Here is a 26,530-nt window from a genome sequence, read left to right on the forward strand (position 1 = left end):
TAGATGTTCGGCGATTATTCGATTGGCGACCTTGGCTCGATCTTCGTCATGCAGGGTTTTGCCGGACTGATCCTGTTCTCCGTCTATGTCCTCATGGCCCTCGGGCTTGCCATCATCTTCGGCCAGATGGGCGTCATCAACATGGCCCATGGCGAGTTCATGATCCTCGGGGCCTACGTCACCTGGATGACCTCGAACGTCTTCCAGGCCTACATGCCGAGCCTGTTCGGCGGCTACTTCTTCCTCGCGATGATCCTGGCCTTCATCGCATCCGGCGCCCTGGGCATGCTGGTGGAGTGGGTGCTGATACGGCACCTCTACAAGCGCCCGCTCGACACGCTGCTCGCCACCTGGGGCCTCAGCCTGATGCTCCAGCAGGCCTATCGCTCCGTGTTCGGCGCGCGTGAGGTCGGCGTCGAGCTGCCGCAGTGGATGCTGGGCTCGTTGCACGTGACCGAGAGCATCGAAGTGCCGATCAACGGCGTCTTCGTGATGGGTCTCACCTTGCTGATCACCGTTTCCGTTGCCTACGTTCTCTACCTGTCGCGCTGGGGCCGCCAGGTGCGTGCGGTCGTGCAGAACCGCATCATGGCCGGTGCGGTCGGCATCAACACCGAGAAGGTCGATCGCTACACCTTCGGCCTCGGCTGCGGCATCGCGGGCGTCGCCGGTAGCGCCTTCACCATGATCGGCTCCACTGGTCCGACCTCCGGGCAGCTCTACATCGTCGATACCTTCCTGGTCGTCGTGTTCGGCGGCGCCGCCAGCCTGCTCGGCACCATCGCCTCGGCTTTCTCGATCTCGCAGACGCAATCGACCCTCGAGTTCTTCATGTCGGGCTCGATGGCCAAGGTGCTCACGCTGCTCGCCGTCGTCGGCATCCTGATGCTGCGGCCGCAGGGTCTCTTCGCCCTCAAAGTCCGCAAATAACGAGAAGCAGGCAAGCCATGATCATCAACTCACGCTTCTTCAATCGCTCCGAACTCACGGGCTTCATCGTCCTGGCCGCCGTGTTGTTCGTGATCCTGCCGCTGTCGCTGGACGTATTCCGCCTCAACCTCGTCGCGAAGTACCTGACCTACGCCTTCGTTGCGCTCGGCCTCGTGCTGTGCTGGGGCTATGGTGGCATTCTGAGCCTGGGGCAGGGCGTGTTCTTCGGCCTCGGCGGCTACTGCATGGCGATGTTCCTCAAGCTCGAGGCTTCCAGCGTCGAGAACACCAAGATCCAGTCGACGCCCGGTATTCCCGACTTCATGGACTGGAATCAGATCACGTCGCTGCCGTTGTTCTGGCAACCGTTTCACAGCCTGACCTTCACCATCCTCGCCATCATCCTGGTGCCCGGTCTTTTCGCCCTGATCATCGGCACCGCGATGTTCAAGCGCCGCGTCGGCGGCACCTACTTCGCGATCATCACCCAGGCGGTCGCCGCCATCCTGACCATCCTGATCGTCGGGCAGCAGGGCTACACCGGCGGCATCAACGGCATGACCGATTTGCGCACGCTCAAGGGTTGGGACATCCGGCCCGACCACGCCAAGGTCATCCTGTATTTCGTCGAGGTGGTGCTGCTGTTCGCCTGCATCGGCATCGCACAGTTCATCCGGCTGACCAAGCTCGGCCGCATCCTGGTGGCGATGCGCGAGCAGGAGGACCGCGTCCGCTTCTCCGGCTACAGCGTCGCCAATTTCAAGATCTTCGCCTTCTGCATGGCCGCGATCTTCGCCGCGATCGGCGGCGCCATGTTCGCGCTCAATGTCGGTTTCATGTCGCCGTCCTTCGTCGGTATCGTGCCGTCGATCGAGATGGTGATCTACACAGCCGTCGGCGGGCGGACGTCGATCTTCGGCGCGATCTGGGGAGCCATCCTGGTGAACTTCGCCAAGACCAGCCTGTCGGAATCCTTCCCGCAGCTCTGGCTGTTCGGCCTCGGCGCGCTGTTCATCGCGGTCGTGCTTGCCTTCCCGAACGGCCTGTCCGGGCTCTGGGCCGATTACGTGCAGCCACGCATCGACCGGCTGTTCGCCTCGCGCAAGGCGAAGACGGGCTGGAACGGCAGTTCGGTCGCCGACGGCGCACCGGCAGAGTGAGGAGATCAGCATGCTCGTTGGACACCAACCCAAGGACTTCCTGCTTGCCGTGTCCGGCCTCACCGTCTCGTTCGACGGGTTCAAGGCGGTCAACGATCTCTCCTTCTACGTCGAGGAGAACGAGATCCGCGTCATCATCGGTCCCAACGGTGCCGGCAAGACCACGGTGCTTGACCTGATCTGCGGCAAGACCAAGGCGACGTCGGGGTCGATCCAGTTTCGTGGCAAGGAGCTCACGAAGATGAAGGAGAACGAGATCGTTCAGACCGGCGTCGGGCGCAAGTTCCAGACGCCGTCGGTGTTCGAGGATCTCACCGTGTTCGAGAACCTCGAGATCTCGTTTCCGCGCGGTCGCACCGTGTTCGGCTCGCTGACCTTTCAGCGCGACCAGCCGGTGAAGGACCGGGTGGAGGAGGTCGCGGAGATGATCTTTCTCAAGGACAAGCTCAACACCTATGCCGACGAGCTCAGCCATGGCCAGAAGCAGTGGCTCGAGATCGGCATGCTGCTGATCCAGGATCCCGACTTGCTGATGCTCGACGAGCCCGTCGCCGGCATGAGCGTATCCGAACGCGCCAAGACCGCCGAGCTGCTCAACCGCATCATCAAGAACCGTTCGGTGCTGGTGATCGAGCACGATATGAAATTCGTCGAGGACATCGCGCACAAGGTCACCGTGCTGCACCAGGGTCAGATCCTCTCGGAAGGAACGATGGAGAAGGTCAAGAACGATCCCAAGGTCATCGAAGTCTATCTGGGGCACTAGCGTATGATGACGTCAAGCGAGCCTGTTTCGGCAACGCCGGTGCACCTCTCCCCTTGTGGGAGAGGTCGGATCGCGCAAGCGATCCGGGTGAGGGGTATCTCTCCGCGAGTCAAATTGCCATTCGCACCCGCCGATGCACACCCCTCATCCGTCGCGGACTTCGTCCGCGCCACCTTCTCCCACAAGGGGAGAAGGAAGGCATGCCGAGCTTAGGAGCAATCGATGCTGGCAATTTCCGATCTCCACGTCGCCTACGGGCAGAGCGAGGTGCTGCACGGCCTCAACGTCAAGGTCGCGCCCAACGAGATCGTTGCGATCATGGGTCGCAACGGCATGGGCAAGACCACGCTGATGAAGTCGCTGATGGGGATCCTGCCGGCCAAAAGCGGCTCGGTGTCCATGGACGGCACCGAGCTCGGCAGCCTCAAGAGCTACGAGCGCGTCGCCAAGGGGATCGCCTATGTGCCGCAGGGCCGCATGATCTTTTCCACCATGACGGTGAAGGAGAACATCGAGACCGGGCTCGTCGTCTCCGGCGGCTCCGAAGTGCCCGGCGACATCTACGAATTGTTTCCGGTCCTGCTCGAGATGAAGGATCGCCGCGGCGGCAATCTCTCCGGCGGCCAGCAGCAGCAGCTCGCGATCGCGCGTGCGCTCGCGACCAAGCCGAAAGTGCTGCTGCTGGACGAGCCGACCGAAGGCATCCAGCCGTCGATCATCAAGGAGATGGCGCGCACCTTGAAGCGCATCCGCGACGAGAAGGGTCTCTCGATCGTCGTATCCGAGCAGGTCCTGAGCTTTGCGCTCGATATCGCCGACCGCGTCCTGGTGATCGAGAACGGCGAGATCGTGCGCGACGATCGGCGCGATGCCGTCGATGCCGCGCAGGTCTCGAAATATCTGTCCGTCTAACCAACCGTAGTAAAAGGGGAGCATCTCGATGCCAGAGACACTGATCAAGGTCGATCTCACCAAGTCGGCCTATGAAAATGACATGGTGCACAACCGCTGGCACCCCGATATCCCGATCGTGGCCTGGGTCAATCCCGGCGACGATTTCATCATCGAGACCTATGACTGGACCGGCGGCTTCATCAAGAACAACGATTCTGCCGACGACGTGCGCGACATCGACCTGTCGATCGTGCACTTCCTCTCCGGACCGATCGGCGTCAAGGGCGCCGAGCCCGGCGACCTCCTCGTCGTCGACCTGCTCGACGTCGGTCCGCTCAAGGAGAGCCTGTGGGGCTTCAACGGCTTCTTCTCCAAGCAGAACGGCGGCGGCTTCCTGACCGATCATTTCCCGCTGGCGCAGAAGTCGATCTGGGACATCAAGGGCCTCTACACCTCGTCGCGCCACGTGCCCGGCGTCAACTTCGCCGGCCTGATCCATCCCGGCCTGATCGGCTGCCTGCCCGATCCGAAGATGCTGGACATGTGGAACAAGCGCGAGGCCGAGCTGATCTCGACCAATCCGACCCGCGTGCCCGGCCTTGCCAATCCGCCTTTCGCGCCGACCGCCCATGGCGGCCGCGCCAAGGGCGATGTGAAAGCGAAGATCGGCGCAGAGGGCGCGCGCACCGTGCCGCCGCGCGAGCATGGCGGCAATTGCGACATCAAGGATCTCTCGCGCGGCTCGAAGATCTACTTCCCGGTCTATGTTCCCGGCGCCGGTCTCTCGATGGGCGACCTGCACTTCAGCCAGGGCGACGGCGAGATCACCTTCTGCGGCGCCATCGAGATGGCCGGCTGGCTGCACCTGAAGGTCGAGGTGATCAAGGACGGCATGTCGAAATACGGCATCAAGAACCCGATCTTCAAGCCGTCGCCGATCACGCCGAACTACAAGGACTATCTGATCTTCGAAGGCATCTCGGTGGACGAGGCCGGCAAGCAGCACTATCTCGACGTCCACATCGCCTATCGTCAGGCTTGCTTGAATGCGATCGAGTATCTGAAGAAGTTCGGCTATTCCGGCGCCCAGGCCTATTCGATCCTCGGCACCGCGCCGTGCCAGGGCCACATCTCCGGCGTGGTCGACGTGCCCAACGCCTGCGCCACGCTGTGGCTGCCGACCGAGATCTTCGACTTCGACGTGATGCCGTCGGCGGCCGGTCCCATAAAGCACATCACCGGCGACATCCAAATGCCGATCTCGCCTGACAAGTGACGCTTGCGCTCCCTCTCCCCGTTCTTACGGGGAGAGGGTTGGGGTGAAAGGCTGCCTCCGCACGAACGATGACAGTGAGTCTGCTGAAACTCCCCCTCACCCGGAACGCATCTTGCGATGCGTTCCGACCTCTCCCCGCAAGCGGGGCGAGGTGAAGCGGACGCTCCGCCATGACCGAACGCGAAGGGGCACAAGATGCCGGTCTACGAATATCTCTGTGACGACTGCGGTCCGTTCAAGGACCTTCGCCCGATGGCGGAGTGCGACGATCCGCAAAGCTGCCCGCACTGCGAGACGCTGGCGCCCCGCGTCATCCTGACCGCGCCGAACTTCTTCTGCATGCCGGCGGAGAAGCGCAAGGCGCACGCCGTCAACGAACGCAGCACGCACGCGCCGCAGACGCTGGCGCAATACAAGGCCTCGCATGGCCCGGGCTGCGGCTGCTGCTCCTCCGGCAAGACCGTGAAGGACAAGGGCGCGACGGAGAGGAAGAAGCCGGCGCGGCTGATGACCAAGACCAGGAGCGGCGCCAAGGGTTTTCCGACGGCGCGGCCCTGGATGATCAGCCACTAACCTGCGCGACTGCCTGATCGGCGGCGACCCAGAACAACGAGTGAAGTACAGGAGCGGTCAACAAGCTTCACGGCGATATCTCCAGCAGCAACGACACGGTCGGCGTTGCAGTGGTCAATTACAAGATGTCCCGGAGGGCAGGGCTATTGCAGATGGCGTGAACGATGCTTCGGCGTCGGGACTGGGCTCCCTCTCCCGCTTGCGGGGGGGGGGTGGGGTGGGGGTATCGCCGCGGCGGGACTGTCGAGATATGCGGAGGTTATCCTTCGGTGGCAAGAGCCCTCACCCGCCGCACTCTGCGAGCGCGGCGGCCTCTCCCGCAAGCGGGAGAGGCGAAGCAAGCCCGCCGACAATTCTCCTGAAATCCATATGCGATCGCCCTCCGCTTGCCGGGGAGGGTAAGAAAGAGCATCACCGCTTCTGCTCCGTGGGCCTGCGCGGTGGACGCGGGGGCGCAGGTGTCCCGCTCATCTTGTTGGCGGTCTCGCTGACGTCGAGCAGCGAGCGGCGGATGTCTTCGAGGTAGGTCGCCGACTTCTTCTTCATGGTGTCGGCAAGCTCGTGCAATCCCTTGATCTTCTCCAGGAGCTCGTCGGCCTTGCCATCGACGAAGCCCGGCACCGCGCTCTCGATCTTGGCGACCGCCTTGTCGAATCCGGCAAAGGCGCTGTCGACCTTGGCCATGACCGAATCGATTTCCGCGCCCTTGCTCCTGAGGTCGGCAGTGTGGCCCTCGAACGTGCGCAGGCCATCCTTGATCGCCGGCGCGTTGTTCACGATCGTGCGGTCGACGCTGTGCAGCGTTTCGACGATGGATTCTGCGTCGCTGAGATCGGCCGTCAGCACGGGAATGCCGTCCGTGTCCAGCGGCACCGGCGGCGCAGAGGGCGCGCCGCCGATCAGCGAGATCGCGGCAACGCCGGTGAGGCCCTGGAACTCGATGCCTGCCACGGTGTCCTTGCGGATCGGTGCGGTGTTGTCGAGCATCACCAGCGCCACGATTCTGCGGGGGCTATCCAGCTTGATCGACAGGATCTGGCCGGCGGGCACGCCGTCGAAATTGACCGGCCCACCGCGGCGCAGGCCGCTGGCGGAACCACCCTCGAATACCACGCGCAACTGGCTGCGGCTCTGGACGGTGCGCCATTTCTGCACGCCGAGCAGGCCACCGAACGCCACGGCGATCGCCGCCAGCGTTGCCGTTCCGATCACAAGATTGCTCGCGCGCGCCATGCAGGGACGATTCTACGGCCAAAGCGGTGAAGTTGGAAGGAGCCTGGATGGAGCTTTGGCCGTCAAATTAGAGCGGGCGGGTTAACGACTGGTCGGCCGCCACTCGAAGAGCGAGGCGGAAGCGTAACCCGCCGACGCCTTGCGTGCGGATGGGCCGATTTGGTGGATCACGCTGCGCTGATCCACCCTGCGGTGCTTCAATGTCCAGCCGCGCGTTTTGCCGCAGCATTGTTCAGCACGATCAGGGCATCGACGGCAACACCCGTCCTGGTGTTGATCAGGAATGGGTTGATGTCGACCGAGGCGATGCGATCGCCCGCATCCGCGATCAGGTTGGAGAGGCCGACCAGCGCCTTCACCGCCGAGGCCTCGTGCAAGGCCGGCCTGCCGCGATAGCCCCGCAGCTTGATGCCGGCCTTGGTGCGGCCGATCAGGAGCCGCGCCTCGTCCTCGTCCAGCGGCGCGCCGGCGAGGGCAACGTCCTTCATCAGCTCGATGTCGATGCCGCCGGTGCCGAACAGCACGACAGGTCCCATCTCGGCATCGAGTGAGGCGCCCACCACGAGTTCGAGATCGGCCTTGACCTGCTGTGCGATCAGGATGCCGTCGAGCTTCGGCTTGCCCTTTAGCTTCGCCACCCGCGCGGTGATGTCGCCGAACGCCTTCTTCACCTCGGCCGTGCTGTTGAGGTTCAGCACCACGCCGCCGATGTCGGACTTGTGCAGGATCTCGGCGCTGACGACCTTTGCCACGACCGGGAATCCGATCTGCTTCGCAACTTTCACCGCTTCGGTCGCCGTCTGCGCGATCGCCTCCTTCGAGGTCGGGATGCCGTAAGCCTTGAGAAGCTTCTTCGAGGCGACCTCGTCGAGCGCGGCGCCGGTCGCCGATTTCAACGTCTTCTCCAGCACGGCGCGGGCGGCGGGCTTCGAGCTCGAGACGATGTCGGGCACCTCCTTGCGCAGCTTCGCGTAGTCGAGCAGCGACTTGATCGCGGTCACCGCGCGGTCCATGCCCTGCATGACCGCAAGATGCGGCAGCGACTTGCGCAAGTCCTTGGTGAACTCGGTGAAGCCGATCGACATCGCGCTGATATAGATCACCGGCTTGCCGACCTGCCCCGCCATCTCGTTGACGATGCGCAGATTGCGCTCGCGCAGCTCGTGCGGCGCCTTCGGCAGTTCGGCATCGACGATGACGATGTCGATATCGGGGTCGTCGATCATCAGCTTGATCGACTTCATGTAGACGGTGGGATCGACGACCGCGGCAAAGCCGGCGTCGAGCGGATTGCCGACGATCGAGCCGGGGCCGAGCATTTTCGCCAGCTCCGAGCTGACATGCGGGCTCAGCGGCGCGAAGTTCAGACCCGCGGCGTCAAAGGCGTCGATCAGCATGCCGCGCTTGCCGCCTGAGAGCGTGACGGCGGCAAGCCGGCCGCCTTTGGGCACGGCAGCGTGCACGAAGCATTCGGTGGTCTCGATCAGCTCGTCGAGCCCGCCGACCCGGATGACGCCTTCACGCGTTGCAATGGCGTCGAACGTCTCGATCGAGCCAGCGAGCGCTCCGGTATGCGCCATCGCCGCGGCGCGGCCGCCCTCGGATGCGCCGAGCTTGAGCGCGATCACGGGCTTGCTCGCCGCACGCGCCGCCTTGCAGGCGTCACGGAAGGCCTTGGTGTTGCGCACGCCTTCGAGGTAGACGACGATCACCTTGATGCTCGGATCCTCGGCGAAATAGCGCATCAGGTCTGGCGTCTCGAGCCCGGCCTCGTTGCCTGTCGTCACCATGTAGCCGACACCGACGCCGCGATCCTCGAGCGCCTGGCGGATCGCCATGACGATCGCGCCGGATTGACCGGCGATCGCCACCGCGCCCTGTTCCATGGTGACGATTCGATCGTCGATGTTGGTGAAGAGCTTTTCGCCGGCGCTTAAGTTGCCGAGGCAGTTCGGGCCGGTGACGGCAAGGCCCGTCTCGCGCACGGCCGCCTGCAGTTCGGCGGCAAGCTTCTGGCTTTCGTCGTCCTGCAACTCGCTGAATCCCGAGGTGACGATGGTGGCCGATCGCGCGCCGGCTGCGGCGGCGTCGCGGATCACTTGCACGGCAAAGCGCGCCGGCACCAGCACCAGGACGTGATCGGGCTTCTCGGGAAGGCTCGCAAAATTCTTGTAGCAGGGAACGCCCCAGATGGCGTCGCGCTTGGCGTTGACCGGATAGAGGCCGCCCTCGAAACCGTATTTGACCAGATTGTTCCAGATGCGCTCGGCATAATTGCCTGGCTTGTCGGTTGCACCCACCAGCACGATGTTGCGCGGATGCAGCATGGCGTGGATGCCCTTGACGATGTCGCTGGCATCGGACGGTGGAGACCATGGATGGAACGCGGACGCAGCAGACACCTGGGCTTCCATGCCGTGAGCTCTCCTGTTGTTCTTCTTGGTCGAGTGCCGCTCCGTTCTATGGCGAGTCCTTCGGAGTGGCAACCTTGGGGGTGGTATGCCGTACGGTGGAATGAGCGACGCTGGCGTGTGTCGTCGGCTCGGTGAGTGATCTACCTGTCGGCTCCAACCAATGTTGCATGAAGGATATAGCGCTCGGGGCCGGAGGTGACGGCGTCGAATGGCCAGCAGGTCGCGAGAACAAGCTCGAAGCCCTGTGTCGTGGCGTCGATGCCCGATGCATCGAAACGGACCACGGCCGAGGAATCCGCGCGATAGCTGAAATGTCGACCGTCGCGACGTGTGACATCGATGATGTCACCAATGACGACATGCTGCAGGAAGCGGAAATGAGTGTCGCGATGGGCGGCATAGACCACAATCCCGCGTTCACCCGCATCAGCCGTTTGGTGGATATGGCCGGGGCCAAAAGCGAGCGCCTGTCCGCTCGCGCCTTCCAGCACGATGACGCTGGCGCCGATCCGCTTGACCTCGATCCGCGCGACCGGCCAGGTGTCGGCCCACGACCATGGCTTCACCGCCTGTCCCGTCGCAATGCTTCGGTCGAAAGCGCGCTCCAGCAGCACCTGAGCCAGCCACGCCTTGGCGTGGATATAGGCGCCGTCGCCGAACAGGATGAGGCCGATCAGTGCCAGTACCAGGGGAGAGATGAGGCGGGGCATTTTATCCACGATCGTCATTGCGAGCGAAGCGAAGTAATCCAGAATCTTTCCGCGGAGGCAGCCTGGATTGCTTCGCTGCGCTCGCAATGACAGTGGGAAAAAAAGCGCGCGCGGCCGTTGATAGGGACGGGCAGCCGCGCGCGCTAACAGAGGAGTTCGGGAGGCTCCTCTCTCAAGCGGCGTCGGTGAGCAAGGGCCGACGCCGGTTGAACACGAACAGGATCAGGGCGAGCACGATCAGGATCAGGCCTGCGATCATTTTGAGCTCGGCCGAGGTTGCAGTCTTTGGCAGGCGAATCGTGTCGGGTGCCGCGGGCTTCGGTTGCCTCGCTGACGGCTGGTTGCGCGCGTCGGCATGGCGTTCGCGCAGCTGGGTCGGCGTCAGATGCGGCCGCTCGCCGAACACTTTCTCGAAATCCCAGCCGGCCGGAAGATTGATCGGCAGGTCGCTGAGCTTGAGCGGCTCGCCCTCGGGCCGGCTCGGCGTCCTGTCGACCGCAACGAGGCTGGTGAGCCGCGTGACGATCTGATGATCGAGCGCCAGCGCCAGGATCGCCTTGTCGGATTCTTCGGGCGTCATCTCGCGCATGGCGCGCGCCACTTCGGCATCGCCGATCTTGCGCTTGGCCCAGAGCTTCGACAGGCCCATGCCTTCAGCGGCGCTCTGCAGCGGCAGCGTCACCGACCACGGGCGATCGCCGACGCGTCCCCTGATTTCGAGGGAGCCCGCAAGCTTGTCGAGCCTGGCCGCCAGCACCAGCGGCTCGTCACGATAGACGTCCGGAATGATCGCCGGGGTGATGTCGGCCTTGGCGTCGGAGAATCTTGCGGTGAGGCCGGTCACCGCCGGATTCTCCAGCTTGGCGAACAGGCCGCGCATGCGCTCCTCGACCTGCTCGACGGAGCCGATATGGGTGAAGGCGCCGCGGCCGAGCTCGGCGGCGCGCGTCATCAGGTGGGTGTTGGGCGCCGAGCCGATGCCGACCATGAACACGCGCGAACGGCCGCGCATGGCTGTGATCGTCTCGAACAACTGCTGCTCGTTGCCGATCGCGCCGTCGGTCAGGAACACGACCTGGCGGACCATGCTGCTGTCGCCGAGCTTGTCGGCGAGCGCAGCGCGCATCGCCGGTACCATCTCGGTGCCGCCGCGCGCCTGCAAGGCGCTGACGAACGAGGTCGCTTCGCTGACATGCGCGGCATCTGCCGGCACCGAGGCCGGAAACAGCACGTCCATGGTGTCGTCGAAACGGACCACGTTGAAGCGGTCATTTGGCTGCAGCCGGCCGAGGGCATAGAGCAAGCTCGCCTTGGCCTGCACGATGGAGGTGCCGCCCATCGATCCGGAATTGTCGATCACGAACACGACCTCGCGGGGCAGCGGCTTCTGCGTTGCCTGCTCGACGCCGGGCGGAGTGACGAAGGCGAGCAGGTAATCGGAATCGCCAACATGCTCGCGGAACAGACCAACCGACGGCGCCATCCCGGCGGCCGGCTTCCAGGTCAGCTCGAAATCACGGTCGGCGGCGAAAGCGCCATCAGCGAGCGTGACGATACGCGTCGTGTCGTCCGGACTCTCGACCTTGACGTTATGGTGGTGGCTCCTGACCTCGCCGAGTGCAAACCCGGCCTTCAGGCGCACCGTGATGCTGGTCGGGTTGACCGGCGCATGTCTGGCGGGATCCAGCACAGGCGGCGAGATGCGGTCGCGATCCGGAACCGGATCAGACGTCGCTGCGCCCCAGCCGGAGCCGTCCTTGCGGAAGTCGACGCTTTGCACGATCGGCGCCGGATTGTAGCGCGGGGCGACCACCAGCGGCACGCGGAGCGAATATTCGTCGCCGGTTTGATGCACCGGCTCCTGATACTCAATCTGCACCAGCACGGTCTCGCCGGGACCGATATTGGCGACCGAGTTGGTAAAGATGTTGGGGCGCTCCTGCTCGGTGAGAGCGGCCTTCTGCCCGGCGCTTCGCGCCTGTTCGTAGATCACGCGGGCTTGCTGCCGCTCCTTGATGTCGCCGACGATGACGTGGTCGCCGACCACCATCTTCAGTGTGTCGACGGCACCATTGGCTGCGAGCGGATAGACATAGGTGGCCGCGACCCAGTCCTTGGTCGGATTGCGGAACAGTTGCGTGACGCGGGCGCGCAGCGTCGGACCCGATACGGTGATCTCGATGTCGGTGCCGAGGCGGACCGCCTCGGTATAGGCGCCGTCTTCCTTCAGGAGCAGGCTGCCCGACCGTGCCTCGCCAGGTTGGAGGAGGCTGGCGTGCTCCGCCGTTGCCGACCAGCCCGTCCCGAAGCTCACCAGCAGGGCCACGAAGGCCACCAGCATCACCGCGACGCCCTGCGCGAGAAGGAATAATCCGAGCTTGATCAGCCGGCCCAGCACGGGGTGTTCGTCGCCGTCGGCTGTGTCGTAGGTATCCATTTTGGCCTGCTCCTGTTGGCTGTTTGCCGGCCCTCAGGATCGGCCTGGAGAGGCTGATGTCGCGAGCAGAATGATCGGCAATGTTCCGCCGCGGCCGGCGCGAGCAGGCCGCCGTCGGGCGGCCCTGTGCGGTTTTGTGCTGGTTTGTCCGCCCTGCTAGAATGGCGCTCCCAGGGCAGGGTTGATGATGCAAATGCAGGCCGACAAGCAGCTTTCGGACGAGCAGAGCCGCGAGATCGCGGAGACCATTCGCGAAGAGTTGGCCAGACGCCGGATCTCCCGACAGGCCCTGGCCGAGCAGGCCAAGCTCAGCCTGTCGACGCTGGAGAAGGTGCTCGGCGGCCGCCGGCCGTTCACGCTGGCGACGACGGTCCGGCTCGAGCAGGCGCTGGGCGTCTCCTTGCGCAAAAGTGCCATCGTGGTGACGCCTCCGGCGGCAAATGACGTCGCGCCCGACAGCCTCGGCTCCTATGCGCATCGCGCGGTGACCTGGCTCGAGGACGTCTATATCACCCTGCGCCCGTCGTTCGGCGACAAGGATGCGATCTTCGCCTATCGCACCGAGATCACCTGGGAGCCGAAAGTCTCTTCACTGGTCTTCCGCGAGGGCGATCGGACAGATGCCGCCTACGAGCACACCGGCGAGGTCGCCGTTCCCCATCAGTCCGGCTTCATCTATCTTGTCATCATCAAGCACGGCCAGCATCGCGTGATCACGGTGTCGCGGCCGACCGTTGCCGGCGAGATGTACGGCATCATTTCGACGCTCCGCGCCGGCCCCGGCTCGCAGCTCACGCCGATCGCCGCGCCCATCGCCTATGTGCCGCTTAGGAATATTCCAAAGCCGTCCCTGGGGCGGGTTGCGCCCGACGACGGCAACTACGCCGTTTACCGAAAGCACCTGCGTCGCACGGTGGAAGAGCCTTTTGCGCTCTTCCTGCCGGCGTAGCCTCGCTTCGACGTCGCTCGCACACAAGAAGATAGCGGCTTTTCGGCCGCTATCGGGGTTGGGGGCGTGTTTCAGCTGATGCGAGCTAGCCCCCGGTCTCGGCGCTGATGATGTCGCCGAACAACTCCCACTGACCGGCCTTGAAGCGGATCATCTTGAGCTGCTCGATCGGCGCGAAGTCGTTGGCGCCGGTGTTGATCTTGATGCCGGGGATCAATGTATCGGGCGCAAAATCCTTCAGGCTCGCGGCCTGCTTCATCACGTTCTCCCGCGTCAGGTTGTCGCCACACTGCTTCAAGGTCTGAACCAGTGTCTGCGCGGCGGCATAGCCGTAGACGATGTTGGTGTCGGAGACGTTGGCGCCCGGCATGTATTTGTCGATGAAGGCGAGAAACCTCTTCATGCCTTCGTCGTCCTTCCATTGCGGATCCGATGCGTCCTTCAGATAGCTCGCCGACAGCACGCCTTCCGACGCATCGAGCCCGGCCGGCTTCATCACCGCGCCGATCGAGATCGACACGTCGGTCATCACATGCATCGGCCTCCATTCGAGCTCGGCGATCTTCTTGATCGCCTGTGCCGCGAATTTCGGTGTCGAGATGTTGACGAAAACGTTGGCGCCGGTGCCCTTCAGCTTGACGATGTGGGAATCGATCGAAGGCTCGGTGGTCTCGTAGCTCTCTTCCGCCACGATCAGCGAGGAGGCCTTGTCGCCGAAGATCTCCTTGATGCCGGCGACGTAGTCCTTGCCGAAATCGTCATTGGCATAGAAGATCGCGACCTTCGCGTCGGGCTTCGCCTGCAAAATGTACTTGGCGAAGATCCGCGCCTCGACCCGGTAGCTCGGCTGGAAGCCCATGGTCCAGGGAAAGCCCTTGGGGTCGTTCCATTTGCTGGCGCCGGTTGCGAGGAAGAGCTGCGGGACCTTCTTGGCGTTGTGATATTTCTGCACGGCGGTCTGGGTCGGCGTGCCCAGCGCGTTGAAGACGAGGAACACCTCGTCGCTCTCGATCAGCTTGCGGACCTGCTCCACGGTCTTGGGCGGCGAATAGCCGTCATCATAGGAGATCCAGTTGATCTTGCGGCCGTTGATACCGCCCTGGTCGTTGATCATCTTGAAATAGGCTTCCTCGGTCTTGCCGATGATGCCGTAGGCGGAAGCGGGACCCGAATAGGCCTCGACATTGCCGATCTTGATCTCGGTGTCGCTGGCGCCGGTGTCGTATTTCTTTTGTGCGAAAGCGCCTTGAACTGAAAGCAAGGTCAGGGCCGCTGCTGCGGCGAGTAACGTGATTTTTTTGTTCTTCATGGAAATTCCCTGGAGTTTCTTGTTGGTAGGGCAGGCACTTTCAAAAAGGAAAAGCGCCCGCGAGGGGCGCTTTGGTCAGGCATTGGCGACCTTCTTGTCGATTTCGGAAGCGACCGAGAACTCCTTGCGCAAGGTTGGCTTGTGGATCTTGCCGGTGGCGTTGCGCGGCAGCGCCTCGACGAAGCGGATCTGACGCGGGCATTTGAAACGCGCCAGATTGGCCGCGCAATGCGCGAAGACCTCGGGCTCCGTCAGCTTTTGTCCCGGCTTGACCGCGACGATGGCAAGACCCACTTCGCCCCATTGCGGATCGGGAATGCCGATCACCGCAGCCTCCGCGATCGCCGTGAGCTGGTGCAGGACGTTCTCGACCTCGGCCGGGTAGACGTTCTCGCCGCCGGAAATGTACATGTCCTTCCAGCGATCGACGATGTAGTAGAAACCTTCCTCGTCGACGCGGGTCGCATCGCCGGTGTGCAGCCAGCCGTCGGTGAAGGACGTCTTGTTCGCTTCCGGCCTGTTCCAGTAGCCGGGCGTGATGTTGGGGCCCTTGACCCAGAGCTCGCCGAGTTCGCCGACATCGGCGTCGCTGCCGTCGGGACGCACGATGCGCACTTCCGTGTGCAGCACCGGCTTGCCGGCGGAGCCGGCCTTGCGCGCAGCATCCTCGCGATCGAGCACCAGCACGGCCGGCGAGGTCTCGGTCATGCCGTAGCCCTGCTGAAGCGCGACGCCGCGCGCCTCCCACACTTTCAGCAGCGGCACCGGCATCGGAGCGCCGCCGACACCGCCGACGATCAGCCGGCTGAGATCGGTCGCCGCGAAGGCCGGGTGCTGCGCCATGAACTGGTAGATCGCGGGCACGCCGAAGAACACGTTGATGCCCTGCGCGGGATCGTTGATCAGGCCGAGCGCCGTGCCGGGATCGAAGACGCGCATGATCATCACCGTGCCACCGGCGTGCAGCACCGGATTGGTGTAGCAATTGAGCCCGCCGGTGTGGAACAGCGGCAACACGGTGAGCAGCACCGAGGCCGGCCCGATGCAGGCGGGTCCGCCGAGATTGACGCAGTTCCAGAAGGTCATGCCATGCGTGATGGTCGCGCCCTTCGGATGACCCGTCGTGCCCGAGGTGTACATGACGGTGGAGACGTCATCGAGCGTGACTTCTTCGGCGCGGTCGAGCGGCTTCGCGGCGGCGATACCGGCTTCATAGGTGCCGCCGGGGCCGAGCAGCAGGCTGGTCGCAACGTTGCAGAGCTTTGCGACGGCGAGCGCCGTCTCGGCGAGGTCGGCATCGTGGATCATCACCTTCGGCGCACAATCGGCAGTGATGAACTGGAGCTCGGGAACGGTGAGGCGCGTGTTCAGCGGAACGAAGATGGCACCCAGCCGGCCGCAGGCGAACTGCACCTCCAGCGTATCGGTCGTGTTCAGCGCCAGCACGGCGACGCGGTCGCCGCGCGAGACCTTCAGCGTGTGACGCAGCAACGAGGCGAGGCGCGAGACGCGGGCGTCGAGCTGCGCGTAGCTGAAGCGGCGCTCGCTTGCGAGGTCGATCACCGCAACCTTGTTCGGCGTGCGGCGGCCATGATGGGCGATCCAATCGTAGTAGCGAACGGCCAAGAATTCCTCCCTCGGCGGTCGGTGCCGCCCTCCTCTTTGCTGCCCGCGCGCGATGCCCGGCGTGGCGTTGGCGCCAGCCGGAGTCTGTGCAGCAACGTTTTTTTGAGCCAGAGTTAGCCTGTGCGGGACGAAAATCGTCTTGCGTGGAGTTGCTAGGCCATAGGCCGCGGCGGAGCGGCTCCCATGGTCAGCCACTCCGCGCAAGTGAATGGCAAATGTTCCAGCCATGGTGGACGAGCGAATCCGCCAGCAGGGCGAGACCAATGAAGAGCCCGTTCTATACCGCCGAGCACGACGCCTTCCGCGACGTCATGCGCCGTTTCGTCGAGAAGGAGATCGCCCCGTTCGCCCACGAGTGGGACGAGGCCGGTGAATTCCCGCGCGTGCTCTATCGCAAGGCGGCCGAGATCGGTCTCCTGGGGCTCGGTTTCCCCGAGGAATATGGCGGGATCACCGCCGACCAGTTCATGAAGATCGTCGCCAGCCAGGAGCTGGCGCGCACCGGCGCCGGCGGTGTCAGTGCCAGCCTGATGAGCCACACCATCGGCTCGCCGCCGATCGCGCGCGCGGCCCGGCCGGAGGTGAAGGCGCGCGTGCTGCCGCAAGTGCTCTCGGGCGAGAAGATCTCTGCGCTCGCGATCACGGAGCCTGGCGGCGGCTCCGATGTCGCGAATCTCAGCACCCGGGCCCGGCGCGCCGGCGATCACTACGTCGTGAGCGGCGAGAAGACCTTCATCACCTCAGGCATGCGTGCGGACTATCTGACTGTTGCAGTGCGCACCGGTGGCGAGGGCGCCGGCGGCGTCAGCCTGCTCCTGATCGAAGGCGACACGCCCGGCCTGTCGCGGACGAAGCTGAAGAAGATGGGCTGGTGGGCGTCGGACACCGCCACGCTACATTTCGACGAATGCCGCGTGCCGGTCGAAAACCTGATCGGCGAGGAAGGGCAGGGCTTCAAGATCATCATGCAGAACTTCAACAGCGAGCGCATGGGCATGGCGGCAAGCTGCACCGCCTTCGCCCGGGTCTGTCTCGACGAGGCGGTCGCCTACGCGAAAGAGCGCAAGACCTTCGGCAAGCCGCTCGCCCAGCACCAGGTGATCCGCCACAAGATCGTCGACATGGCGCAGAAGGTCGCGGCATCCCAGGCGATGCTGGAGATGCTGGCCTGGCGGCTCGAGCAGGGCGAGAGCCCGGTCGCGGAAATCTGCATGATGAAGAACCAGGCGACGCAGACCATGGCCTTCTGCGCCTCGGAAGCCGTGCAGATCTTCGGCGGCGCCGGCTTCATGCGCGGCATCAAGGCCGAGCGCATCTACCGCGAGGTCAAGGTCAACGCCATCGGCGGAGGCACCGAGGAGATCATGAAGGATCTGGCGTCCAGGCAGATGGGGTTGTGACCACTTCTGTCATTCCGGGGCGCGAAGCGTAGCGGAGCGAGCCCGGAATCCATCGGACCGCAGACACCGTAGAGAAATGGATTCCGGGTTCGCGCTACGCGCGCCCCGGAATGACGAGAGGATGAAATGCTATTCACCGCCGACCACGACGACATCCGCCGCAGCCTGCAGAAGTTCATCGCGAACGAGATCAATCCTCACGTCGATGAATGGGAGAAGGCCGACATCTTCCCGGCGCACGAGCTGTTCAAAAAGATGGGCAGCCTCGGCTTCCTCGGCCTGAACAAGCCGGTCGAGTTCGGCGGCTCCGGCCTCGACTACTCCTACGCGCTGATGATGGCGGAGGAGTTAGGGGCCATCACCTGCGGTGGCGTGCCGATGGCGATCGGGGTGCAGACCGACATGGCGACGCCCGCGCTGGCACGGTTCGGCTCGGACGAGGTTCGTCACGAATTTCTGGCCCCCTCGATTGCCGGAGATTACGTCGCCTGCATCGGCGTCTCCGAGCCCGGCGCGGGCTCCGATGTCGCCTCGATCAAGACCCAGGCGCGCTCCGACGGCGACGACTACGTCATCAATGGCGGCAAGATGTGGATCACCAACGGCACGCAGGCCGACTGGATCTGCCTGCTCGCCAACACCGGCGATGGTCCCGTTCACCGCAACAAGTCGCTGATCTGCGTGCCCATGAAGAGCAAGGGCGTCACCGTCGCGCGAAAACTCGACAAGATGGGCATGCGCTCCTCCGACACGGCACAGATCTTCTTCGACAATGTTCGCGTGCCCAAGCGCAACCGGATCGGCGAGGAGGGCAAGGGTTTTACCTACCAGATGATCCAGTTCCAGGAGGAGCGCTTGTGGGGCGCGGCAGCCTGCCTCAAGGCGCACGAATACATCATCGACCAGACGATCGAGTACACGCGCAACCGCAAGGCCTTCGGAAAGTCGATTCTCGACAACCAGGTGGTTCACTTCAAGCTCGCGGAGATGCAGACCGAGGTCGAGCTTTTGCGCGCGCTGATCTATCGTGCCGCCGAGCAACTGGTGGCGGGCGAAGACGTGACGAGGCTTGCGACCATGGCCAAGCTGAAGGCCGGCCGCCTCGGTCGCGAGCTCACCGACGCCTGCTTGCAATATTGGGGCGGAATGGGCTTTACCAACGAGACGCCGGTCAGCCGCGCCTACCGCGACAGCCGCCTGACCTCGATCGGCGGCGGCGCCGACGAGGTCATGCTGATGGTCCTGTGCAAGATGATGGGTACGCTGCCGGGCAGCAAAGGGAGTGCCTGATGATCACGCTCTATCACTGCGACGCCGCGCGCTCGTTTCGCCCGCTCTGGATGCTGGAGGAGATGGGGCTGCCCTATGAGCTGAAGATGCTGCCGTTCCCGCCGCGCGTCTTCGCCAAGGAATATCTTGCGCTCAATCCGCTGGGCACGATTCCCTTCATGGTGGATGGCGAAACGAAGATGACCGAGTCCTCCGGCATCTGCCACTATCTCGGTGTCAAATACGGCCCGACGCCGTTGATGGTCGGACCGGAGGATCCCGCCTATGGCGCCTTCCTGAACTGGATGTATTTCAGCGACGCCACGTTAACCTTCCCACAGACGCTGGTGCTCCGATACACCCAGCTCGAGCCGGAGGAGCGCCGCAACCCGCAAGTCGCCACCGACTACGCAAAATGGTTCCTGGGGAGACTGCGCGCCGTCGAGGCAGCCACGGCGAATGCCGAAACATTGTGCGCGGGCCGCTTCACCGCCGCTGACGTCGTCATCGGATACGCGCTCCGCCTGGCGAACAACATCGGGCTCGCCAAGGATTTTGGGCCAAATGTCGCAGCCTATTGGGCTCGCCTGCAGCAGCGCGACGGTTTCAAGCGCGCAGTTGCTGCGGAACAGAAGGCCGGCGCCGAGCAGAATGTGGCAGCGAGGGTGAGGGCGTAAGGGAGGCTGTCATTCCGGGGCGATGCGCAGCATCGAGCCCGGAATCTCGAGGTTCCGGGCTCGGTCCTGCGGACCGCCCCGGAACGACGATGCATGTTTCATGACAGCGCTATCCTATCGTGACAGCGCCCAAATTTCCGCTAAGGTGACCTCCATCCGCAGCGGCCAGAGAGCCGCGCGAGGAGGACCCCAATGGAAGATAAAGGTCGCGAATCCGACCATCTGATGCTGATCACGCCGGAGCGGGTATTCTATGCCGGGCTGCTCGGCCGGCCCCGCAAGCGCACCCCCGGTAGCTGCCATGTCTATGTCGCGGTGAAGGGCAGCCTGCATCTGACGATCGACGACGTCCAGACCTCGGACGAGTTGGTCGTGACCCTGCCGAACCAGCGGCACACCATCGCCAGCGACTATCGCACCGTCGTCAGCGTGACGCTGGAGCCGGAGAGCATGCCGGATGGCGTGATCGAGGCTTTGGCCGAGCGGCTGCGCGGTCCGGACAAGGCCGCCTACGCCCGCAAGATCCTCGCCGCCTACGGGCTGCTGCGCCAGCGCCGCTATGGCGACATCACCACCGCCGAGTTCGACGAGATGTGCTTTGGCGAGGCGCTGCCACGCCGCGTGCTCGACCCGCGCGTGATGCGCGCGGTCGCCCGCATCGGGCGTTTCTCCGGCGAGCCGGTGACGGCGGATACGTGTGCGGCAGAAGCGGGCCTCTCGGCATCGCGCTTCCTGCATCTGTTCAAGGAGGAGACCGGCATCTCCTTCCGCTCCTTCCGTGCCTGGAAGCGCGCGCGGCATCTGCTGCACTTCGCCAACCAGGACCTCAACCTCGCCCATCTCGCGCAGGACATCGGCTATCCCGACTCGACCCATTTCAGTCACTCGATCCGCCGCTTCTACGGATTGAAACCGCGTGCGATCTTCGTCGGCTCGCGCGACCTTGCGATCTACCGTAGCACCGAGACGGTGCGGCTGGCGGAGGCGAGCTAGCTTCGTAGGGTGGATTAGCCGAAGGCATAATCCACCGCTTCTGTCTCCGCGGAAGCTAAAGAGGTGGGTTACGCCTTCGGCTAACCCACCCTACGAATTCGTCGTTTTTCCCAGCTTCTCCGCGCAAGAAGAAGCATGTCGCGCGTCACATGATCGCAAGCGTTGAATTCTCAACGTGCGAGACATTAGTGGCATGAGCGACAAGGCCGTCATCACCTGCGCGCTGAACGGCGTGCTCACCGACCCGAAGCAGCACAACGTGCCCGTGACGCCCGAGCAGATGGCGCGCGAGGCCAAGGCTGCGTTCGACGCCGGTGCGTCCATCATGCATATCCATCTGCGCCAGCAGGCGCCGAACAAGGGGCACCTGCCGTCCTGGGAGGTCGGTGTCAGCAAGGAGATCCAGCAGGCGATCCGCGAAGCGTGCCCTGGCGTGATCATCAACCACACTTCGGGCGTGTCGGGGCCGAACTACAGCGGCGCGCTCGATTGCATCCGCGAGACCAGGCCGGAGATCGCTGCCTGCAACGCCGGTTCGCTGAACTACCTGAAAGTGAAGGCCGACAATACCTGGGCCTGGCCGCCGATGATGTTCGACAATGCGGTCGAGAAGGTGAAGGACTATCTCGACGTCATGAACGCGGTCGGCACCATCCCCGAGTTCGAGTGCTTCGATGTCGGCATCGTCCGCTGCGTCGGCATGTATCGCCAGGTCGGCATGTACAACGGCCCGCTCGAGTACAATTTCGTGATGGGTGTCGCCTCCGGCATGCCTGCTGATCCCGAGCTGCTGCCGATCCTGATCAAGCTGAAGCGCCCCGAGGCGCGTTGGCAGGTCACCGCGATCGGCCGCGAGGAGATCTGGCCGCTGCACCAGCGCTGCGCCGAGCTCGGTGGCCATCTCCGCACCGGGCTGGAGGACACCTTCTATCTCGCCGACGGCACGAAGGTGACCTCGAACGGCCAGCTGATCGAAGCGGTCGCCGCCTGTGCGCGGCGTGCCGGCCGCGAGATCGCGAGCCCGGCCGAGGCGCGGAAGATCTTTGGGACGAACAGGTAGTCACACACTCCGTCATTCCGGGATGGCCCGAAGGGCCAGGCCCGGAATCCATACTCCCGATCGTGGTTATGGATTCCGGGCTCGCGCTCCGCGCGCCCCGGAATGACGGCCAGGAGCACTAATGTCGACCATCGAAAACACCATCTCCCCCGGCAGCGCCGCCTACCACGCCAACCGGGACGGCATGCTCGCGCTGATCGACCGCATGCGCGCGCTGGAAGAGCGTACACGGGCGGCGTCGGCCGCGGCCAAGGATCGCTTCCACAAGCGCGGACAATTGCTGCCGCGCGAACGCGTCGCCCTGGTGCTCGATCCCGGTGCGCCGTTCGTCGAGCTGTCGACGCTCGCGGGCTACATGTTCGACGTGCCCGATCCGAACAAGAGCGTGCCCGGCGGCGGCGTCATCGCCGGCATCGGTTTCGTTTCGGGCATCCGCTGCATGGTCAGCGCCAACGACGCCGGCATCGATGCCGGCGCGTTGCAGCCTTACGGTCTCGACAAGACGCTGCGGGTGCAGGAGCTTGCGCTGGAGAACAAGCTGCCCTACGTGCAGCTCGTCGAAAGCGCCGGCGCAAACCTGCTGCGCTACCGCGTCGAGGATTTTGTCCGCGGCGGCAACATCTTTCGCAACCTCGCGCGGCTCTCGGCCGCCGGCCTTCCGGTCGTCACCGTCACGCACGGCTCGTCCACGGCCGGCGGCGCCTACCAGACCGGTCTCTCCGACTACATCGTCATGGTCCGTGGCCGCACCCGTGCTTTCCTTGCGGGTCCGCCGTTGTTGAAGGCCGCGACCGGCGAGGTTGCGACCGAGGAAGAGCTCGGCGGCGCCGAGATGCACACACAGGTATCCGGTCTCGGCGACTATCTCGCCGAGGACGACCGCGACGCCCTGCGCATCGCGCGCGAGATCATGGCGGCGCTGCAATGGGAGCGGCCAGGCAGGGCGACGCCAGAATTCAAGCCGCCGCGCTACGACCAGGACGAGCTGCTCGGCATCATGCCGATGGACCACAAGCGCCCCGTGGACATGAAGCAAGTGATCGCGCGCATCGTCGACGATTCCGATTTCACCGAGATGGCGCCGAACTACGGTCCCGCCACGGTCTGCGGCCACGCCCGCATCGAAGGGCAGGCCATCGGCATCATCACCAACAATGGCCCGCTCGATCCCGCCGGCGCCAACAAGGCGACGCATTTCATCCAGGCCTGCTGCCAGACCCGTACACCGCTGCTCTATCTGAACAACACCACCGGCTACATGGTCGGCAAGGCCTATGAAGAAGCCGGAATGATCAAGCACGGCTCCAAGATGATCCAGGCGGTGACCTCGGCGACGGTGCCGCAGATCACCATCTATTGCGGCGCCTCGTTCGGTGCCGGCAATTACGGCATGTGCGGCCGCGGTTTCCATCCGCGCTTCTGCTTCTCCTGGCCCAATGCCAAGACCGCCGTGATGGGCGGCGAGCAGGCGGCCGAGACCATGGCGATCGTGACTGAAGCGGCCGCGGCACGCCGCGGCACGCCGATCGAGAAGGACAGGCTGGACGCCATGAAGGCGCAGATCGTCGCTGTGTTCGACGGCCAGATGGACGTGTTCTCCACCAGTGCACGCGTGCTCGACGACGGCGTGATCGACCCGCGCGACACCCGCGCAGTGCTGTCGGAAGTGCTCGCGATCTGCCGCGAGGGCGATGCGCGCACACCCCAGCGGATGCAGTTTTCGGTGGCCAGGCCATGAGGAACGGATCAGCGCAGCACCGGCCGTTCTTCAAGGTCCTGATCGCCAATCGCGGCGAGATCGCATTGCGCGTCATGCGTAGCGCGCGCCGGCTCGGTCTCGGCGTCGTCGCCGTCTACTCGGATGCCGACCGCGATGCGCTCCACGTGAAGCACGCCGATCAGGCCGTGCGCATCGGCGAAGCGCTTCCGGCGCAATCCTATCTCAGCATTCCCGCGATCATCGCAGCCGCAAAGACGAGCGGCGCGGACGCCGTCCATCCCGGTTACGGCTTCCTCGCCGAGAACGAGGAGTTCGCCCGCGCCTGCAAGGAGGCCGGTCTCGTCTTCATCGGGCCGTCGCCGCAGGCGATCGCGGCGATGGGCAACAAGGCCGGCGCCAAGGAGATCATGAAGAAGGCCGGCGTCCCCATCGTGCCCGGCTATCAGGGCGCAGACCAGGGCGACGAGGTGATGCTTGCGGAAGCCAGAAAGATCGGCTTTCCCGTGATGATCAAGGCGGTCGCCGGAGGCGGCGGGCGCGGCATGCGGCTCGTGGCCGATGCGGCCTCGTTCCCCGACGCGCTGCGCAGTGCTTGCTCGGAAGCGAAGGCCGCGTTCGGCGACCCCACCGTCATCCTGGAACGCGCGATCCAGAACCCGCGCCATATCGAGATCCAGGTGTTCGGCGACAGCCACGGCAACGCCATCCATCTCGGCGAGCGCGACTGCTCGGTGCAGCGGCGGCACCAGAAGCTGATCGAGGAGGCGCCGTCGCCCGCGGTCACGCCCGAGTTGCGCGCGAGGATGGGAGAGGTCGCGGTCGCCGCGGTAAAGGCGCTGCGTTATGAGGGGGCTGGGACGCTGGAGTTCCTGCTCGACGAACGTGGCGAGTTCTACTTCATGGAGATGAACACGCGTCTCCAGGTCGAGCATCCCGTGACCGAGGCGGTCACCGGGCTCGATCTCGTCGAGCTGCAGCTGCGCGTCGCCCGCGGCGAGGCGTTGCCGATGAAGCAGCAGGACATCAGATTCTCCGGCCACGCCATCGAGGTGCGGCTCTGTTCGGAAGATGCCGCGCAGGATTTCATGCCGCAGTCCGGCCGCATGGCGCGCTGGCAGGTGCCGGAAAGCATCCGCGTCGAGCACGCGCTGCGATCGGGCTCGGAGATTCCACCGTTCTACGATTCCATGATCGCCAAGATCATCAGCCATGGTGCAAGTCGCGAGGAAGCGAGGGGACGGCTGATCGTCGGCCTGGAGCAGCTCACGGCGTTCGGCGTGACCACGAACCAGGCGTTCCTGATGTCCTGCCTGCGTCATCCCGGCTTTGCCAGGGGCGGGGCGACGACGGCGTTCATCGGCACCCATCGCGACGAGCTGCTCGCGCCGCGTGCGGACGCGGCGTTCGAGACGGCGCTGGCAGGCCTGCTGCTCTACGTCACCAACCCGCGCGCGCCGTCGTGGCAGGGCGGGCGCAGCCTCGCCGCCACCTTTCCGCTGCCGGCGAAAATCGAGATCGCCGGCGATGCGCACGAACTCGACATCACACGCGAACGCGACGGCAGCTACACCGTCGTCGCCGAAGGCCGCCAGCATAAGTTCGAGATCGACCAGCTCGATCCCGACGCCATCCGCTTCCGCCACGCCGGCGTGATGGACAGCGCAAAATTCCTGCGCGATGGCGATCGGCTTTATCTGCAGCATCGTGGCATCCCGCTCGCCGTCACCGATCTCACCCTCGCCGCGCCGAAGGCGGCCGCAAGCAACGGTGGTGATGGCAAGGTTCGCGCCGCCATGAACGGCCGCGTCGTCGCTGTCCTCGTCAAGCCTGGCGACCGCGTCTCCGCCGGCCAGCCGGTGCTGACCTTGGAGGCGATGAAGATGGAGCACGTCCACAAGGCCGGCATCGACGGCGTGGTCGGCGCGATCGACGTCGCCGAAGGCGATCAGGTCACGACGGGACGGATCTTGGCGGAGGTCGGGGCGGGGTAGTCGCTCCGCCGTCATTTGCGAGGCGCGAAGCAAAACGCGGACCCGCCTCGAACGAAATCCAAGTTATTTCCAGTAGTTATGGGTTCACAAAAACTTCTTGGCGATTGTATTGAACATTGTTCAATCATGCGTTACCAATATTGAACGATGTTCAATATTGGAGGTTGCGCATGCTGCACGTCGACAATCCCGCTCGAGCGACCCCTGCCAAGCTGCCTGCAGCAGTGCGCCGTTTCGCGTTCGGCCGGCTGGATGCCCGCGAAAAATACCTGGGCGGCGCGCTCATCGGCCTGACGCTGACCGCGCTTTTGGCGCCAGTGCTGCCTGCCTCGGCCTGGCACATCCCGCATTATATCGACGGCCGCACCTGGCTCGGCGTGCCCAACGCCGGCGATGTGCTGAGCAATCTCGCCTTTCTCGCCATGGGCGTGTGGGGCTCGGAGCGGCTGCGCGCCCGCCATGATGCGCCGGTCGGTGCGAGCTGGTTCTTCGTCGGACTGATCCTCACTTGCCTGGGCTCGGGCTTCTATCATCTCGACCCCGACGCGCCGCAACGGCTCGTGGCCGATCGTCTCGGCATGGCGGTGGCATTCGCAGGCTTTCTGGGCATCGCGGCCAGCGAGCGCATCAGCACGCGCGCCGGCGAAGCGGTGCTGGTGCTGGCGATGGTCGCAGGCCTGCTCGCTGCCTGGGTGGCACGCGAGAATCTCACGCCCTGGGTGGTGGTGCAGTTCGGCGGCATGGCGCTGGCCGTGGGCCTCGCGTTCACACGACCGCGGCCCGGCGCACTCGGCGTGCCGCTCGGCGGCGTGATCCTGTTTTATGTGCTGGCCAAGCTTCTCGAACTCGGCGACGCGCTCATTTTCGAAGCGACCGGGCACATCGTCTCGGGCCACACGCTCAAGCATCTCGCTGCTGCGCTCGCAGCCTGGCCGGTGATCCGGGCGCTGGGATCGAGTACGCATTAACCGGCTGACCGCCGCCTGATGTCGGCTTAAGCCCCAACACCGGCGGGGAAGCAGCAATCTTCCAATGCCGCTGAAGGGCCAGAAGCGGAGCCGTGCAGCTATCGATCCCTTCTGTCGATCAACACAATTTACGAACCTTAGATTTTGGGGAGCCTCCTAACAGGTTGCGGTTCCC

At 64.4% G+C, this 26,530-nt stretch carries 21 protein-coding genes; 15 read left to right on the forward strand and 6 right to left on the reverse strand.

The window, feature by feature from the left end:
- The first annotated feature begins 3 nt into the window (after positions 1-3).
- The 6 genes from urtB to IVB23_RS22495 all read left to right on the forward strand — a co-directional run bounded on the left by urtB (position 4) and on the right by IVB23_RS22495 (position 5,599).
- On the forward strand, positions 4-930 hold the full coding sequence (gene urtB / locus IVB23_RS22470) for an urea ABC transporter permease subunit UrtB (RefSeq protein ID WP_247800074.1): 927 nt from the start codon (positions 4-6) through the stop codon (positions 928-930).
- A 17-nt stretch (positions 931-947) separates the two neighbouring features.
- Entirely contained in the window at positions 948-2,090 is a 1,143-nt protein-coding gene (gene urtC / locus IVB23_RS22475; protein WP_247800075.1) for an urea ABC transporter permease subunit UrtC, read from the forward strand.
- Between the two features lie 10 nt (positions 2,091-2,100).
- Positions 2,101-2,856 carry an urea ABC transporter ATP-binding protein UrtD gene (gene urtD / locus IVB23_RS22480; protein ID WP_061879790.1) on the forward strand — a complete coding sequence of 252 codons (756 nt, stop codon included), beginning with the start codon at positions 2,101-2,103 and terminating at the stop codon, positions 2,854-2,856.
- 222 nt (positions 2,857-3,078) lie between these two features.
- Positions 3,079-3,768 (forward strand): urea ABC transporter ATP-binding subunit UrtE, encoded by a 690-nt coding sequence (gene urtE / locus IVB23_RS22485; protein WP_061879789.1) that lies wholly within the window; start codon positions 3,079-3,081, stop codon positions 3,766-3,768.
- 28 nt (positions 3,769-3,796) lie between these two features.
- Positions 3,797-5,026 (forward strand): formamidase, encoded by a 1,230-nt coding sequence (gene fmdA, locus IVB23_RS22490; protein WP_131874441.1) that lies wholly within the window; start codon positions 3,797-3,799, stop codon positions 5,024-5,026.
- A 195-nt stretch (positions 5,027-5,221) separates the two neighbouring features.
- Positions 5,222-5,599, forward strand: a complete 378-nt coding sequence (locus IVB23_RS22495; protein WP_131874440.1) for a zinc ribbon domain-containing protein — start codon at positions 5,222-5,224, stop codon at positions 5,597-5,599.
- A 411-nt stretch (positions 5,600-6,010) separates the two neighbouring features.
- Here the strand turns inward: IVB23_RS22495 and IVB23_RS22500 are convergent, their stop codons facing one another.
- From IVB23_RS22500 to IVB23_RS22515, 4 genes are all read right to left on the reverse strand, one after another.
- Complete coding sequence (locus IVB23_RS22500) at positions 6,011-6,832, reverse strand: MlaD family protein (RefSeq protein WP_247800076.1); 822 nt, start codon at positions 6,830-6,832, stop codon at positions 6,011-6,013.
- A gap of 197 nt (positions 6,833-7,029) precedes the next feature.
- Positions 7,030-9,246: an acetate--CoA ligase family protein gene (locus tag IVB23_RS22505; RefSeq protein ID WP_247800077.1), complete on the reverse strand. Its 2,217-nt coding sequence runs from the start codon at positions 9,244-9,246 to the stop codon at positions 7,030-7,032.
- Between the two features lie 140 nt (positions 9,247-9,386).
- On the reverse strand, positions 9,387-9,956 hold the full coding sequence (locus tag IVB23_RS22510; RefSeq protein WP_247800078.1) for a class GN sortase: 570 nt from the start codon (positions 9,954-9,956) through the stop codon (positions 9,387-9,389).
- A 172-nt stretch (positions 9,957-10,128) separates the two neighbouring features.
- On the reverse strand, positions 10,129-12,393 hold the full coding sequence (locus IVB23_RS22515; protein WP_247800079.1) for a marine proteobacterial sortase target protein: 2,265 nt from the start codon (positions 12,391-12,393) through the stop codon (positions 10,129-10,131).
- 187 nt (positions 12,394-12,580) lie between these two features.
- On the opposite strand from IVB23_RS22515, the gene IVB23_RS22520 reads away from it, so the two are divergent.
- Complete coding sequence (locus IVB23_RS22520) at positions 12,581-13,342, forward strand: helix-turn-helix transcriptional regulator (protein ID WP_197965446.1); 762 nt, start codon at positions 12,581-12,583, stop codon at positions 13,340-13,342.
- An 85-nt stretch (positions 13,343-13,427) separates the two neighbouring features.
- Here IVB23_RS22520 and IVB23_RS22525 read toward each other — a convergent pair whose 3' ends face one another.
- Positions 13,428-14,651 (reverse strand): ABC transporter substrate-binding protein, encoded by a 1,224-nt coding sequence (locus IVB23_RS22525; RefSeq protein WP_197969659.1) that lies wholly within the window; start codon positions 14,649-14,651, stop codon positions 13,428-13,430.
- Between the two features lie 75 nt (positions 14,652-14,726).
- A complete protein-coding gene (locus tag IVB23_RS22530; protein ID WP_247800080.1) occupies positions 14,727-16,277 on the reverse strand; it encodes a long-chain fatty acid--CoA ligase in 1,551 nt (516 codons plus the stop codon).
- Positions 16,278-16,540: 263 nt separating this feature from the next.
- Here IVB23_RS22530 and IVB23_RS22535 point away from each other — a divergent pair, with 263 nt between their 5' ends.
- The 8 genes from IVB23_RS22535 (at position 16,541) to IVB23_RS22570 (ending at position 26,355) form a co-directional block, all read left to right on the forward strand.
- Positions 16,541-17,677 carry an acyl-CoA dehydrogenase family protein gene (locus IVB23_RS22535; RefSeq protein ID WP_247800081.1) on the forward strand — a complete coding sequence of 379 codons (1,137 nt, stop codon included), beginning with the start codon at positions 16,541-16,543 and terminating at the stop codon, positions 17,675-17,677.
- 126 nt (positions 17,678-17,803) lie between these two features.
- The gene (locus tag IVB23_RS22540; protein WP_247800082.1) at positions 17,804-18,967 is read left to right on the forward strand and encodes an acyl-CoA dehydrogenase family protein; all 1,164 of its coding nucleotides are present in this window, start codon (positions 17,804-17,806) and stop codon (positions 18,965-18,967) included.
- Positions 18,967-19,623: a glutathione S-transferase family protein gene (locus IVB23_RS22545; RefSeq protein ID WP_061879779.1), complete on the forward strand. Its 657-nt coding sequence runs from the start codon at positions 18,967-18,969 to the stop codon at positions 19,621-19,623. Before IVB23_RS22540 ends, IVB23_RS22545 begins: the two co-directional genes overlap by 1 nt.
- Positions 19,624-19,815: 192 nt before the next feature.
- Positions 19,816-20,616, forward strand: a complete 801-nt coding sequence (locus IVB23_RS22550; RefSeq protein ID WP_247800083.1) for an AraC family transcriptional regulator — start codon at positions 19,816-19,818, stop codon at positions 20,614-20,616.
- 193 nt (positions 20,617-20,809) lie between these two features.
- Positions 20,810-21,676 (forward strand): 3-keto-5-aminohexanoate cleavage protein, encoded by an 867-nt coding sequence (locus IVB23_RS22555; protein WP_247800084.1) that lies wholly within the window; start codon positions 20,810-20,812, stop codon positions 21,674-21,676.
- 121 nt (positions 21,677-21,797) lie between these two features.
- Positions 21,798-23,414 carry an acyl-CoA carboxylase subunit beta gene (locus IVB23_RS22560; protein ID WP_247800085.1) on the forward strand — a complete coding sequence of 539 codons (1,617 nt, stop codon included), beginning with the start codon at positions 21,798-21,800 and terminating at the stop codon, positions 23,412-23,414.
- Positions 23,411-25,387: an acetyl-CoA carboxylase biotin carboxylase subunit gene (locus tag IVB23_RS22565; protein ID WP_247800086.1), complete on the forward strand. Its 1,977-nt coding sequence runs from the start codon at positions 23,411-23,413 to the stop codon at positions 25,385-25,387. Before IVB23_RS22560 ends, IVB23_RS22565 begins: the two co-directional genes overlap by 4 nt.
- Positions 25,388-25,557: 170 nt before the next feature.
- Complete coding sequence (locus tag IVB23_RS22570; RefSeq protein ID WP_247800087.1) at positions 25,558-26,355, forward strand: hypothetical protein; 798 nt, start codon at positions 25,558-25,560, stop codon at positions 26,353-26,355.
- Positions 26,356-26,530: the final 175 nt, after the last annotated feature.

This window comes from Bradyrhizobium sp. 191, assembly GCF_023100985.1.
Classification (GTDB): Bacteria; Pseudomonadota; Alphaproteobacteria; order Rhizobiales; family Xanthobacteraceae; genus Bradyrhizobium; species Bradyrhizobium diversitatis.

Excerpts from the sequence above, each read along its gene's own strand:
- IVB23_RS22500 (WP_247800076.1), bottom strand. The coding sequence starts at position 6,832 with ATGGCGCGCGCGAGCAATCTTGTGATCGGAACGGCAACGCTGGCGGCG.
- urtC (WP_247800075.1), top strand. The coding sequence starts at position 948 with ATGATCATCAACTCACGCTTCTTCAATCGCTCCGAACTCACGGGCTTC.
- IVB23_RS22545 (WP_061879779.1), top strand. The coding sequence starts at position 18,967 with ATGATCACGCTCTATCACTGCGACGCCGCGCGCTCGTTTCGCCCGCTC.
- urtB (WP_247800074.1), top strand. The coding sequence starts at position 4 with ATGTTCGGCGATTATTCGATTGGCGACCTTGGCTCGATCTTCGTCATG.
- IVB23_RS22515 (WP_247800079.1), bottom strand. The coding sequence starts at position 12,393 with ATGGATACCTACGACACAGCCGACGGCGACGAACACCCCGTGCTGGGC.
- IVB23_RS22510 (WP_247800078.1), bottom strand. The coding sequence starts at position 9,956 with ATGCCCCGCCTCATCTCTCCCCTGGTACTGGCACTGATCGGCCTCATC.
- fmdA (WP_131874441.1), top strand. The coding sequence starts at position 3,797 with ATGCCAGAGACACTGATCAAGGTCGATCTCACCAAGTCGGCCTATGAA.
- IVB23_RS22555 (WP_247800084.1), top strand. The coding sequence starts at position 20,810 with ATGAGCGACAAGGCCGTCATCACCTGCGCGCTGAACGGCGTGCTCACC.
- IVB23_RS22525 (WP_197969659.1), bottom strand. The coding sequence starts at position 14,651 with ATGAAGAACAAAAAAATCACGTTACTCGCCGCAGCAGCGGCCCTGACC.
- IVB23_RS22570 (WP_247800087.1), top strand. The coding sequence starts at position 25,558 with ATGCTGCACGTCGACAATCCCGCTCGAGCGACCCCTGCCAAGCTGCCT.
- urtE (WP_061879789.1), top strand. The coding sequence starts at position 3,079 with ATGCTGGCAATTTCCGATCTCCACGTCGCCTACGGGCAGAGCGAGGTG.
- IVB23_RS22505 (WP_247800077.1), bottom strand. The coding sequence starts at position 9,246 with ATGGAAGCCCAGGTGTCTGCTGCGTCCGCGTTCCATCCATGGTCTCCA.
- IVB23_RS22535 (WP_247800081.1), top strand. The coding sequence starts at position 16,541 with ATGAAGAGCCCGTTCTATACCGCCGAGCACGACGCCTTCCGCGACGTC.
- IVB23_RS22540 (WP_247800082.1), top strand. The coding sequence starts at position 17,804 with ATGCTATTCACCGCCGACCACGACGACATCCGCCGCAGCCTGCAGAAG.
- IVB23_RS22560 (WP_247800085.1), top strand. The coding sequence starts at position 21,798 with ATGTCGACCATCGAAAACACCATCTCCCCCGGCAGCGCCGCCTACCAC.
- urtD (WP_061879790.1), top strand. The coding sequence starts at position 2,101 with ATGCTCGTTGGACACCAACCCAAGGACTTCCTGCTTGCCGTGTCCGGC.
- IVB23_RS22565 (WP_247800086.1), top strand. The coding sequence starts at position 23,411 with ATGAGGAACGGATCAGCGCAGCACCGGCCGTTCTTCAAGGTCCTGATC.
- IVB23_RS22550 (WP_247800083.1), top strand. The coding sequence starts at position 19,816 with ATGGAAGATAAAGGTCGCGAATCCGACCATCTGATGCTGATCACGCCG.
- IVB23_RS22495 (WP_131874440.1), top strand. The coding sequence starts at position 5,222 with ATGCCGGTCTACGAATATCTCTGTGACGACTGCGGTCCGTTCAAGGAC.
- IVB23_RS22520 (WP_197965446.1), top strand. The coding sequence starts at position 12,581 with ATGCAAATGCAGGCCGACAAGCAGCTTTCGGACGAGCAGAGCCGCGAG.